Source organism: Microcoleus sp. AT3-D2, from assembly GCF_036705715.1.
Taxonomy (GTDB): Bacteria; Cyanobacteriota; Cyanobacteriia; order Cyanobacteriales; family Microcoleaceae; genus Microcoleus.
This window is the reverse complement of sequence record NZ_JAUBVE010000009.1, coordinates 115,703-128,415: the sequence shown is the minus strand read 5'-3', so window position 1 is coordinate 128,415 and position 12,713 is coordinate 115,703. Positions and strand designations below refer to the sequence as shown.

Below are 12,713 nucleotides of genomic sequence, written 5' to 3'. Positions count from 1 at the left end.
TCGAGAAGCTGGAGAAACAAATATGGCACAGGCACAACGGCTCGCGGGCTATGGTCTAGACGTTTTGAAGAAGCTGTTTAGAATGAAATAGCCCTGTTTTCGGTAGGGTACAGCTAGCGATCGTATACATTTAAAGAACACATCCGTAAATTTATGACCGAGTTTACACAAGGGCTGGATAAAATGCAGCCCGCAGAACAGACGCACTACCTGGGAATATTGCCCAGTCAGCTAGCAGCGACTTCAGACTCCGAAAAATTATACAGCTTACTAACAGATTACAATTTTATTAAAGCCAAGCTGTCAGCATCGGGAGTACAGGCGCTAATAGAAGATTACGATTTAGCAACAAGTCCAGATATTATTATCTCAGACCAAAAAGCCGACCTACTCAAATTAATCCAAGAAGCAATTCGGCTGTCTGCCCACATTCTAGCCACAGATAAAAGCCAACTAGCCACCCAACTAATAGCCCGCTTGATGTGCTTTGAAAGTCCAGAAATTCAAGCACTGCTAGCACAGGCAAAACACCAAACAACCCCCTGGCTGCGACCGCTAACGCCCAGCTTTACTCCTCCTGGCGGGAGATTGTTGCGTACCCTCACCGGACATACAGACTGGGTACAGGCTGTAGCAATCACCCCCGACGGCAAGCGGGCAATTTCTGCGTCCTCCGACCACACTCTCAAAATTTGGCACTTAGAAACAGGAGAAGAACTTTCCACCCTCAAAGGTCATCTTACCTACGTCAATGCTGTAGCTGTCACGCCCGACGGCACTAAAGTAATTTCCGGTTCTTGGGACAATACGATTAAAATTTGGGATTTAGAAACTGGACAAGAAATATTTACTTTTGCCGGCGATACTTTTGCCGTAGAAGCAGTAGCAGTAACTCCCGACGGCAAGCGAGTAATTTCAGGTTCTTGGGATGGCAGTATTAAAGTTTGGGATTTAACAACCAGGGAAGTAATTTTTAACTTCAAAGGTCACAGCAGTTTTGTCCAGTCCGTAGCAGTAACTCCTGATAGCAAACGGTTAATTTCCGGGTCGGGAGACAACAGCATAAAAGTCTGGAACCTAGAAACCGGAAAAGAACTTTTTACTCTCACAGGTCATGCAGACTGGGTAAAAAGTGTAGCAGTTACTCCCGACGGCGAACAAATAATTTCCGGCAGTTACGACGGCACTGTTCAAGTCTGGAGTTTGTCAGAAAGAAAGCAACTTTTTACTTTAGGAAAACACAGCAGTTTCGTTCAAGCTGTGGCAGTCAGTCCCGACGGCAAACGGGTAATTTCGGCTTCCGGCGACAAAACGCTGAAAGTTTGGAATCTGGAAACAAAAGAAGAACTTTTCACTTTTACCAATCACATCGCCCCAGTGAATGCTGTGGCTGTTACTCCCGACGGGCAGCGGATAGTTTCTGGTTCCTCTGACAAAACTCTCAAAGTTTGGCACTTAGAAACAGGCAAAGAAAATTTATCCTTTGCAGGTCACGATGACTGGGTAAATGCTGTAGCAGTGACTGCAGATGGTACGAAAGCGATTTCCGGTTCAGGAGACAACAGCATTAAAGTCTGGAATCTCAAAAACGGACAGGAAATTTTCACTATTTCGGGACATAAAGATTGGGTAAAAGCGATCGCAATTACACCGGATAGCAAGCTAGTAGTTTCGGGTTCCGGCGACAAAACTGTGAAAGTTTGGGATCTAGAAACCGGAAAGGAAATCTTTACTTTCACTGGTCATACGGACTGGGTAAATTCTGTGGCAGTGACTGCGGACGGAACAATGGCGATTTCCGGTTCGGGAGACAAAACTATTAAAGTTTGGAATTTAGAAACAGGAGAGGAACTTTTTACTTTTTTAGGTCATGAGGACGGGATAAAAGCTGTGGCAGTTACTCCCGACAGCAAGCAGGTTATTTCGGCTTCCGGCGACCAAACTCTGAAAGTTTGGAGTTTGGGGAAAGAAAAGAATATTTTGGCAAATTTATGGAATTTAGCCGTCAAAAATCTACTTTTCACTCTCAAAGGTCATGAGAGTTTTGTGAATGCTGTGGCAGTTACGGCGGATGGCAAATGGGCGATTTCAGGAGGGCGGGAACACAATTTGAAAGTTTGGGATTTGTCAAGTAGAAAAGAAGTTTTTACTTTGGCAGGTCATGCTGATGCGGTAACATCTGTGGCGACTATGGGAACAAAGGCAATTTCTGTTTCGGACGATAATACTCTCAAAGTTTGGGATTTGTTAAGTCTAGAAGTAATTGCTAGTTTCAGGGGAGATAGTGCTTTGAAAGCTTGCGCTATTGCACCTGATGGGGTGACAATTGTGGCGGCGGAAGCTTCGGGACAGGTGCATTTTTTGAGGTTAGAAGAGGGGAAATAGTCATTAGTCATTAGTTATTAGTCATTAGTCATTAGTCATTAGTCATTAGTCATTAGTCATTAGTTATTAGTTATTATGCCGATCGCACTTTTGCTAAAATTTAAAAGTGCGATCGGTCTTTTCCCAATCTAGTTTACAATTGTTCCGGGTCAATTCCCATCGTTCGCAGTCTTTCTGCCAATAAAGCAGCCCGCTGTTGGGCTTGTTCCAAGCTGCGAGAAACCTCCTCATAACTTGCAAACGGTTCGCCGTCAGGGCGATAAATTTGCAACTTTTCACCCCAGACTCCTCTGTGGAACAGGCGTCCCGCCTGTGAATTCCTGCTGTTCCTTGAAAAAAAATCTCACTCAGCAGCGAAAATAGGGCGGACACCGCCCGCCCTACCAAACTACTTCCTCAGCAACTTAACCCCGCGAATCGAATAATCCAAAAGCTCAATTGGGTGCATTAAAGTAACTTTCTTTCCCTGCAACTCCAAATGCTTCTTAATTTGCAAAGAACAACCCGGATTAGAAGAAGCAATCAACTCCGCCCCAGTATTCAGCAAATTCTCCACCTTTTGCACTCCCAATTCATCAGCAACCTCCGGCTGAAGCATATTGTAAACCCCCGCACTCCCACAGCACAAAGCCGCATCCACAGGCTCTTTTAACTTCACCCCAGGGATTTGTTGCAGCAACTGACGCGGCTGCAAACTAATCTTTTGCCCGTGCAACAAATGACAAGCATCCTGATAAACAATTGTTAAATCTCCCTCAATCAAAGGATTGAGTTTTGCCGTAATTCCTGCACTTGCCAAAAACTCTTGCACGTCCTTAACATTAGCAGCGAATTTTTCAGCTTTCTCCCGATATTGCGGGTCATCGGCTAAAATGTGACCGTATTCTTTCAAAGTATGGCCGCACCCAGCAGCGTTGATAATCACAAAATCAACACCAGTATTTTCAAAGCTATCAATCATTTGTCTCGCCAAAGCTTTCGCCTGTTCCGCTTGGCCTTGGTGTTCCGGCAAAGCAGCACAGCATCCCTGACTTTTAGGAACCACAACCTCGCAACCGTTAGCCGTCAAAACGCGCACCGTAGCCTCATTAACTGGCGAAAATAACAGCCGCTGCACGCAGCCTAAAATCACGCCGATTCGATAGCGTTTCTCTCCTTGTGCCGGAATTACCTCTGGTAAATTATCCCGGAAAGAATCGACAGTAACTTTCGGCAAAATTGATTCCATCGCCGCCAAGCGGGGAAATACTTTTTTCAGCAAACCTGTTTTGCGGACAAGTTTTGGCAGTCCTAATTTTTGATAAATAAACAGGGGTACAAGCAAAGGCCGCAATCTGTGAGGATAAGGGAAGAGATTAAAAATCAGAGTGCGAATTACATTGTCGGAAAAAGTGCGTGGCTGATTTCTGGCAACTTGGTGGCGAGTTGCGGAAATTAATTTGTCGTATTGTACTCCAGAAGGACAAGTTGTAACGCAGGCTAAACAGCCCAAACAAGTATCGAAATGCTGTGAGGTTGCTTCGTTTAATGGTGCGTCGCCTTCGTTAATTGCATCCATTAAATAAATGCGGCCTCTAGGCGAATCCATTTCTTTGCCAAGTACGCGATAACTCGGACAAGTTGACAAACAAAAGCCGCAGTGTACGCAAGTATCGATTAATTTCGGGTCGGGCGGATTGTTGGCGTCGAAGCCCGGGATTTCGAGGGTTTGTAAGTGGGGATTTTGTGCTAGGAAATTGCTTTCTTTGGCAGGTATTAAATCGTCGCTGGGAACGGGAGATTTTTCTGAAGTTTGCATATATATCTTACCTAATTGTTTTGGTTCCTAGTGACTATCGCCTAAAACCCTTGATAATTCTTGCTTTTAGCTGAGTCTAGATCCCCCTAAATCCCCCTTAAGAAGGGGAGTAGGGGTTGACTTTGAGCATTTCTTGTCCCCCCCTTCTTAAGGGGGGCTAGGGGGGATCTAGAGCCTAATCGTCAAACAGTAGATCGGTACTACATAAGACGTTAAGTTGACACCAATGAAACTGAAATCCTGACTACAAACTTTAAACTAAATACCGCTTATAAAACGATGTGGACTCAAAAGATTTTCCGGGTCAAACTGCTGTTTGATCCGGCGCATTAAATCGATCGCACTTCCAGTATAGCCCCAAACATCTAACTGTTGCTTGATGTCGGTCGGCGCCGCTAAAACAGTCAGAAAACCGCCTTTCGCTTCGCACCCTCTGCGTACCTGCAACAGCGTTTGGGCCGTCGCATTCTCAAACCGCAAAACCCCCAAACCGCTTCCTGCATGAATCCAAGCGTCCTGTACCGGCAATACGTTAATTGCCGTTACAGCTTCCGACGGTCTGATTCCTATTTTGCAAATAATTGCCGACTTTGTGCCAGAATCCCACATTGTTTCTGGCAATCTTTGCCATAACTGATGCTCATCATTTTCGCAGCAGCTAGTGCCTTGCAAACCCAACTTTTCGGCAACTTCCAGCAAGCGGGCTGACTGTTGTTTAACACTTTCTGCGATACTTTGAAATCTGACGATTAATCCCGTGCCCTTTCCTAAGCCTAATTGTGCTACTAAATCAGGTGACACCAAATCAACGGCTGTCGGAGTCAAAGCAGAGGATAATAAGATTTGAGCCGTTTGGGACAAAGCATTAGTTTCCCCTGTCAGCACTACGGTTCCCGATGATTCCGGCAGCGGATAAACTCGAAAAGTTACTTGACTGATGACGCCCAAAGTGCCGTAAGCACCAGTAAACAGTTTCATCAAGTCGTAACCGGCGACATTTTTAACAACTCGACCCCCGGCTACAGCAATTTTACCGTCCGATCGCACAAAGGTCATTCCCAACAGCAAATCGCGCACCCCGCGATAGCGATGCCGCAAGGAACCCGCATCAGCAGTAGCGACAATGCCGCCCAAAGTTGCCTGTTGCGGATATGCTGGATTGATCGGCAAAAATTGACCTGCTGCAGCTAAAATTTGCTGCAAATCCGCAAACTTCATCCCGGCTTCTGCCGTCACAGTTAAATCGCCCACAGCGTGTTCTACAAGCCGGTTCAGACGCGCCGTGCTCACGGCAATTTTGACTCCCTTAACTAAACCACCCCAATCAAGTTTGCTGCCACTGCCACAAGGCAAGACTGCACAGCGATGTTGCTGTGCCCAAGCAATGACAGCCGCCAATTCTTCCTGAGTATTCGGATAAAGGGTACAATCTATTTTCGTGTCGGGGGCAACTGCTTTTTCTACCCGTTCTTGCCAAAATGGCTCTGTATCTTGCCAGCGACAGATGCCAGCAGTCCCGACAATACTTTCTAATTCTTGTGTGCTTACGTAATTTTCGGTAGAAAAAGATTTCATGAAGGTTATCAGACGCCCGGTAAAAAAAATTATCAAAACAGTGCCTAAAACCATTAAATATTAATACGGGCCCGATATTCAAAACATGAACAAACAAATGTCTCAAAACCGAATTTCTCTGGGAATTACCGGTCTCAACGAAGTGATTGGCGGCGGCCTAATTTCTCAACGCTCTTATCTGGTGCGCGGCGGCCCGGGTACTGGCAAGACGACACTGGGCTTTCACTTTTTGGCAGCAGGTGTGGCTGTGGGAGAAACGCCCCTGTTTATTACTTTAGGAGAACCCGAAGCGCAATTGCGCGCCAATGCCGCAAGTCTCGGTTTTGATATTGAAGCGATGGCGTTCCTCGATTTGAGCCCATCCTCAGAATTTTTTACAGAAGTTCAGACTTATGACATTTTCTCGCCCTCCGAGGTTGAGCGAGAACCGACTACACAAAAGATTATTGAGCGAGTCCAAGCTGTCAAGCCACAACGGGTGTTTTTGGACGCAATCACTCAATTTCGCTACTTAGCTGCGGATGAGTTTCAGTTTCGCAAGCAAGTTCTGTCTTTTCTGCGGTTTTTGGTGGAAGGGGGGGCGACGGTGGTGTTTACCTCCGAAGGCACATCAAGTGCCCCCGACGACGATTTGCAATTCATCAGCGACGGAGTAATTTACTTGGAACTGCGCCCTGAAGGACGCGCCCTGTCTGTCACCAAGCTGCGAGGCTCCAATTTCCGCAGCGGCCGCCATTCGCTGCGCCTGACTCAGGCTGGTATGGAGGTATTTCCGCGACTGCTGCCGGACAACTTTCAACAGGATTTTGTTGCGGAAGCAATTTCTTCTGGGGTTCCAGAAATCGACGAACTACTGCACGGGGGACTGGAACGGGGGACTGTGACGGTGATTAGCGGGCCTAGCGGCGTGGGTAAAACGACGGTGGGCATTCAGTTTATGAAGGAAGCAGCAGGAAGGGGGGAGCGATCGGTAGTTTACATTTTTGAGGAGTCAAGTTCTACTCTGCTGCAGCGCTGCGAATCCGTTAACATCCCGGTTGGGGCGATGATGGGGCAGGGAAGTCTTTCCGTGATACCTGTGGAACCTTTGCTGTACTCGCCGGATCAGTTTGCCAGTATGGTACGCCAGGAGGTGGAGCAGGAAAAGACGCGGATTGTGATGATTGACAGTATTTCTGGCTATCAGCTTTCGATGCAGGGGCAAGATTTGGTCAACAATTTGCACGCTTTGTGTAAGTATCTGAAGAATATGGGAGTCACCGTTATCTTGATTAATGAGGTAGAAGCCATTAGCGGAGATTTTCGGCTGACCGAGATCGGAATTAGCTATTTGGCGGATAATCTTCTGTTTATACGCTATCTGGAACGCCAACTGCATAATAGGACAGAAATCCGCAAGGGGATCGGAGTAATTAAAAAACGAGTCAGCAATTTCGAGAGAACTCTGCGAGAACTTGAGATTACTCGCTACGGCATCAAAGTCAGCAAACCGATAGGGGGGCTGCGCGGCATCTTGAGTTCGGCGCCGGTGTGGATTGAGGGGGGAGCGGATGAAGATTGAATCGGGATTGATCCTGCTGTTTCTGGGCAAGTGCAGCTAATTTTGCAGTCGTGAATCTACTAATGAGTAGGGGGCGCACCGCGCACCTCACCACTAGCTGTAGGGGGCGCACCGCGCACCTTACCACTAGCCTAAGTCCTGGAAAACTTAAATATATTGGTAATTTTGTGTATTTTTCGACTTTTATCGTAGTGTAGTTTTCAATTCTATGAAATACAGTAGGGGCACAGGGCACGCGGCCGTGTCCTGTGTCAGATCATCTGTACTTCACTTAAGTGAAAACCGATGTAATCCCTCGCCGAAAAGTAAGCTAATACCAGATAAAAAAAGAAGCTAACTTTAGGTCACCTCCCAACCCATATATAATCAGTCACTCGCCATTGTAAAATCTAAAATCTAAAATCTAAAATGGTATAACCCGTATTCACAGGAAGCTGATAAATGACTGGCAACTCAATAATTTTAGCCGTAGACCGCAATCAGCGAAACTTGGAACTATTAGCACAATTTCTCAATAAAGAAGGATACCAGATGATCGCGGCTTATAACTTTGAAGATGTTGCACAAGCTATCAGTCAGCCTGCTAGGATCGGGATGGCTTTAGTAGATATTTCTGGTTTCGATCGCCGGATTTGGGAGTGCTGCGAACAACTGCGAAATCACCAAATCCCTTTTCTGATACTCTCGCCCAAACAAAGCGCTGCTATTCAGCACGAAAGCCTCTGCCACGGGGCTCGGAATATGTTGGTAAAACCTTTAATCGTTAGAGATTTGCTAGGAATTGTGCACAGCTTGCTAGGAGAACCTGCGTGAGTCAAATTTTATTGCTTGTCGAACAGAAAGAAAATCGCCGCCTGTTGTTAGAATGGCTAGCTGTTTACTATGAGGTATTGCTGCCACACTCAACAGAAAATAGTGAGGATTTTTTACCATTTAATCAATCTTTTGACCTGGCGATAATTGACGGTATTTCGCTGAAACGCCACTGGCAATGGGTGGCAGCCCAAAAACAGGCAGAACACCCGGTATGCTTGCCTTTTCTGTTGATTACATCCCGCTCGGATGTAGGGATGGCAACGCAATTTATTTGGCAAAGTATTGACGATTTGATTATCGCTCCGATCGAGAAGATAGAATTGCAAGCACGGGTGGAGATTTTGCTGCGATCGCGCCAGTTGTCTTTAACTCTTAAATTGTCTCACGACCAACTCGATCGCACTTTGCAAACAGCCCAAGAGCTCAACGAGATGAAAACATCTTTGCTGTACATGATTGCCCATGACGTTCGCAATCCTTTGAATTTCATCATCGGCACTACACAACTTCTTACCAAGTACAAGTTGACATTAACAGATGAGAAAAAACAAGAACTGCTAGACAAAACTCAAGCAGCGGCAAAAGGCATAGATTTGTTATTAGATGATGTTCTCCTGCTGGGGCGTGTTGAGTCAGGAAAAACAGGCTTTTCCTTGCTACCGATAGACTTAGCAAAGTTTTGTAATGAGTTGGTAGGGGAATTTCATAGCAGCCTGAAGTTGAAACCAGAAAATGATCGGGTAACGCTGATTTTTGTCAATCCCTATCAATCCGCTATGGCGTGTTTGGAGGTAAGCTTGCTCCGGCGAATTCTAGGCAATTTGCTGTCCAATGCTATTAAGTATTCTCCCCCAAATACCGAAGTTATTTTTGAATTAAAACTTACTAAAAATGAGGCTATTTTTTCGGTACAGGATTCAGGAATTGGCATACCTGTAGCAGACCAAGGACGGTTGTTTAATTCATTTTACCGGGCTAAAAATGTCGGTCGAATTCCCGGTACTGGACTGGGGCTGAGCATTGTTAAAAAATGCGTGGACTTGCACGGTGGCGAAATTACTTTGACCAGTGAAGAAGGCGTCGGCAGTACATTTATAGTAACGCTGCCGATCGCAAAACCAGGAAAAAAGCAAATCTCGCCTGCAACGCCTTAAACTAGATGCAGGCATTTTATTGGGATTTCAAGACGGGATTTTTCGCAGGGATGATGAATCGCTGGTTGCTCATTTTTATTACAACATCGCTGCAGCGCTGTTGATGGTTGTTTCCTGGGCAAATGCAGCGGAAATTTATCATGCTCGATCGCACCGCTGGCGGAAAATTCACACTGTTCTAAAGTGGATCGCGCTCCTGCTATTTCTCTGGCAAAGAGTAACGGGTTCTCGCGATTTGTTGGAAATTCGTTTAAGCTGGCAAAAATAACTCATTTATCACTGCGCTTTCAAAAAATAAACTTGTCCGAAACTAGCGCCAAAATACAGTAAAATACTTTTTTTATGCTCGTTCTTACTTTTTTATAGTGACTAATTCAAAGTTCTAAAGGAGCAATAGCGTTAAACAAATTTTCTAGGATAAATCGCAGCAAAGATTGAGTTGCTAATATTAAACCCAATCGGGATTGGGCGAGTTTTGGCTGTTCTATTTTAACTTCTCCCCAAATTCGGCACTGGCTGTAAAAAATCTGAAATGCTTCGCTCAAACTATTGGCTAATTTGAAATAATTGACAGGTTGTTCGCGGTTTTTCACCTCAAAAGTAGGATATAAATTGTCTAGCACTGTTAAGAGTTGGGATATTAAACGGCGTTCTGCTGGATGCACTAACCGCAGTCGATCGCCCTCGTCAATCCAAGGGATAGGATTTGGACTCGCCAGCCACCAAATTTGCGGCGCTGTAGCGACATCGGGCTGCGCGATCGAAATTATCCGATCGCGGTGGGCCATTCGCAGCAGGGAACAGCAGCGCCCATGGCTGTACTGAATGGGAAACAGTCGATCGGCTGACACAACAGAAGATAATATTCTAGATTCTGAAACTGGGAGGTTCGTTTGAGCTAAACGCTGCAACCAGACGGCTAAACCTGCATCAGTCAACTCCAACTCAATAATTCCCGCCGATGCGACTTTAACGGTGAAATGTGGGTAGCACAGCGGTTCGAGTGTTTCGGCCAACTGTGCCGCGATTGTCTGCGGTGTCTGCTGCCAAGTTTTAGCCAATTTCAGGGCGATCGCAGACACGTACAGCACCCGCGCGCTATCTTTACTCCGATTTAACGGAATTTCCCCTAGTGTCCCCTGCTGGCCGATCGCCCTTTGGAACCTGGAAAGCAAGAAACACTTCACTGTAACTTCCGGGCACTGCGAGATATTTGCTGTATCCATATCGGCTGATCCTACGGTAACAGCGACGGTTGACTGTTACCGCTTGCACTGTTCTTGTACGTTAAACTGCTGATGTCAGAGATAGTTGATCGGCTTCCCCAGGCGGGGCTACATCGAATTAATCAGCTTTCTAGCGATTTTTGGGCTAAATATACAATAATTTACGACAAATTTTTTGCTGAAATCTACCATTTTGATGTATTTTTTGCTACATTAAATTTTTCGGTAAAACTAAGAAAAGTCAGCACAGTTAAGAAGCGTGCAAGCTCGATCGGGGGTTGGTTGTCTCACTTTGTATCGCACTGCTGGCAGAAGCTGTTTTTCTCACTGATAAAATATATCCCAGAGCCTCACTTATGCAATCAACTTCCACACCTCTAGAGACTATCGATCGACCGTTTATCACTTGGCAGCGAATTATCGACTGGGCCCAGGAACACTACCGCTGCCGGACTTTTAGCAAAGACGAGCGGATTCCCGCAAGACCCGGACTGCTGTATTTAGTCCAGAAGGGTTCTGTGAGGCTCGTAGGCAGCGCTCAAGTGAGCGCTGCGGCGACGAAGTCGAAATCCGTTGACAAAACTACAGAAGAAGCTTTTTTGGGCTTCGTCGGCGCAGGCCAGCCCTTTGAACTGGTTGCTCAGTCTCCGTTTACTCTCCAAGCTTACGCCCACGCCGATCAAACTCACGTAGTGTGGATGTACTGGCATGACTTGGATAATTGGCCTCACTTCCGCAGGGAAATTTTGGATGCGTTTCGCTACCAACACCAGCGGAAACTTCTCTGGCTGAGCACTTTGGGACAGCGGCGGACGATCGACCGACTGTTGGGATTTCTCACTTTGTTGATCGAGGAGTTCGGCGAACCTTACGTAGGTGACGACGAACCGGATGTGGTTCGGGGCTACCGGCTGCCTTGGGCCTTGACTCACGCTCAAATTGGCAGTGCAATTGGCTCGACGCGGGTGACGGTGACGCGACTGATGGGTAAGTTGCGATCGAAAGGTTTGATTAATACTGAAGATGATAATTTAATCTGTTTGCCGGCTAAGTCTAACCCCCAAAAGACAAAAAACCACAAGCAGGAGGTAGAAGATTCCTTGGAAGATTCCCTGGAAGATTCTCTCGAAGATTCCCTGGAAGAGGAAGATTCCCTGGATGATTCCCTGGATGATGAAGATTCTCTCGAAGAATCTGCATAAAATCCTGCGGGAAATTGCTAACAAACAGCACGTCACTATTAGTTTTGGGCAGTCGCGCTCGATCGCTCGACAGTGTACGATGAATTGTGTAAACTTTTCCCGTTCTCCAAAGGTGCGACTGACAATGACCGATGACAAGCAAAAATCTTCAATCCCGAACAATCAGCAACGGGTGGTATTCTGCGACTTTGACGGCACCATAACTGTTGAAGAAACTTTTGTGGCAATGCTCAAGCATTTCGCACCGGGACTGTCGTCTCAACTGATGCCTGAAATATACGCTAGAAGGTTGAGTTTGCGATCGGGAGTGCGGCAGTTACTAGAGTCTATTCCCTCGGAACGTTACGGGGAAATTGTGGAATTTTCTAGGGGAAAGCTGATGCGGCCGGGATTGTTGGAGTTGCTGGATTTTTTGGACGAAAAAAAGGTAGATTTTGCGATCGTTTCCGGCGGTCTTCGGGTCATGGTAGAGACGGTAATGGGCGATTTGGTACACCGGGCGAGCGTTATTTACGCTGTAGATGTGGACGCTAGTGGCCCTCGCTTGCAAGTCAATTCTGAGTTTGAAGGAGATGAGGAATTAGTGTCTAAGGTGCGGGTGATGGCGCAGCACCCGGCCGAAGAACAGGTGGCGATCGGAGATTCGCTGACGGATTTTAATATGGCTTTGCAGGCTTCGTCGGTGTTTGCGCGCGATCGGCTTGCCGAGTATCTAGACGAACAACAAAAGCCTTATACTAAATGGGATAATTTTTTTGATATCTTGGAAAGTTTGTCCCAGAAATGGAATTGAAACTATCGCCTTTCTCAGGTAATATAAATTCCGTTTGCATCGGTATTGTATGATGTTAAATTTTGTAGGGGCGGGTTCACCAACAATAATTGCCCATAATAAACAATATAATAAACCCGCCCCCGTGCAGATAAGTCCGATGCGACAGAATTTGATATAAGCTTTGCACGGATTACCCTACGTTTAGATAGGGCAGCGCAATT

Annotated in this window: 11 protein-coding genes; 7 read left to right on the top strand and 4 right to left on the bottom strand. The window is 46.2% G+C overall.

Annotation, left to right across the window (positions count from 1 at the left end; all coding sequences use genetic code 11):
* Nucleotides 1-153: 153 nt before the first annotated feature.
* Nucleotides 154-2,385 (top strand): beta-propeller domain-containing protein, encoded by a 2,232-nt coding sequence (locus QUB44_RS06465; RefSeq protein ID WP_333364555.1) that lies wholly within the window; start codon nucleotides 154-156, stop codon nucleotides 2,383-2,385.
* Between the two features lie 133 nt (nucleotides 2,386-2,518).
* Here the strand turns inward: QUB44_RS06465 and QUB44_RS06460 are convergent, their stop codons facing one another.
* The 3 genes from QUB44_RS06460 to QUB44_RS06450 form a co-directional block, all read right to left on the bottom strand.
* A complete protein-coding gene (locus QUB44_RS06460) occupies nucleotides 2,519-2,656 on the bottom strand; it encodes a hypothetical protein (RefSeq protein ID WP_333364552.1) in 138 nt (45 codons plus the stop codon).
* 117 nt (nucleotides 2,657-2,773) lie between these two features.
* Nucleotides 2,774-4,183: a heterodisulfide reductase-related iron-sulfur binding cluster gene (locus tag QUB44_RS06455; RefSeq protein WP_333364549.1), complete on the bottom strand. Its 1,410-nt coding sequence runs from the start codon at nucleotides 4,181-4,183 to the stop codon at nucleotides 2,774-2,776.
* A 258-nt stretch (nucleotides 4,184-4,441) separates the two neighbouring features.
* Entirely contained in the window at nucleotides 4,442-5,758 is a 1,317-nt protein-coding gene (locus QUB44_RS06450; protein WP_333364547.1) for an FAD-binding oxidoreductase, read from the bottom strand.
* 97 nt (nucleotides 5,759-5,855) lie between these two features.
* On the opposite strand from QUB44_RS06450, the gene QUB44_RS06445 reads away from it, so the two are divergent.
* The 4 genes from QUB44_RS06445 (at nucleotide 5,856) to QUB44_RS06430 (ending at nucleotide 9,557) form a co-directional block, all read left to right on the top strand.
* Complete coding sequence (locus tag QUB44_RS06445; RefSeq protein ID WP_333364545.1) at nucleotides 5,856-7,319, top strand: ATPase domain-containing protein; 1,464 nt, start codon at nucleotides 5,856-5,858, stop codon at nucleotides 7,317-7,319.
* Between the two features lie 441 nt (nucleotides 7,320-7,760).
* Complete coding sequence (locus QUB44_RS06440) at nucleotides 7,761-8,132, top strand: response regulator (protein WP_333215812.1); 372 nt, start codon at nucleotides 7,761-7,763, stop codon at nucleotides 8,130-8,132.
* Nucleotides 8,129-9,289, top strand: coding sequence for an ATP-binding protein (locus QUB44_RS06435; RefSeq protein WP_333364542.1), 1,161 nt, complete (start codon nucleotides 8,129-8,131; stop codon nucleotides 9,287-9,289). Before QUB44_RS06440 ends, QUB44_RS06435 begins: the two co-directional genes overlap by 4 nt.
* Nucleotides 9,290-9,308: 19 nt before the next feature.
* Nucleotides 9,309-9,557 carry a DUF4079 family protein gene (locus QUB44_RS06430; RefSeq protein WP_333364539.1) on the top strand — a complete coding sequence of 83 codons (249 nt, stop codon included), beginning with the start codon at nucleotides 9,309-9,311 and terminating at the stop codon, nucleotides 9,555-9,557.
* A gap of 106 nt (nucleotides 9,558-9,663) precedes the next feature.
* On the opposite strand, the gene QUB44_RS06425 is transcribed toward QUB44_RS06430, so the two are convergent.
* Entirely contained in the window at nucleotides 9,664-10,515 is an 852-nt protein-coding gene (locus QUB44_RS06425; protein WP_333364536.1) for a DALR anticodon-binding domain-containing protein, read from the bottom strand.
* A 356-nt stretch (nucleotides 10,516-10,871) separates the two neighbouring features.
* Here QUB44_RS06425 and QUB44_RS06420 point away from each other — a divergent pair, with 356 nt between their 5' ends.
* Complete coding sequence (locus tag QUB44_RS06420) at nucleotides 10,872-11,717, top strand: Crp/Fnr family transcriptional regulator (RefSeq protein WP_445299873.1); 846 nt, start codon at nucleotides 10,872-10,874, stop codon at nucleotides 11,715-11,717.
* Nucleotides 11,686-12,510: an HAD-IB family phosphatase gene (locus tag QUB44_RS06415; protein ID WP_333364533.1), complete on the top strand. Its 825-nt coding sequence runs from the start codon at nucleotides 11,686-11,688 to the stop codon at nucleotides 12,508-12,510. Before QUB44_RS06420 ends, QUB44_RS06415 begins: the two co-directional genes overlap by 32 nt.
* Nucleotides 12,511-12,713: the final 203 nt, after the last annotated feature.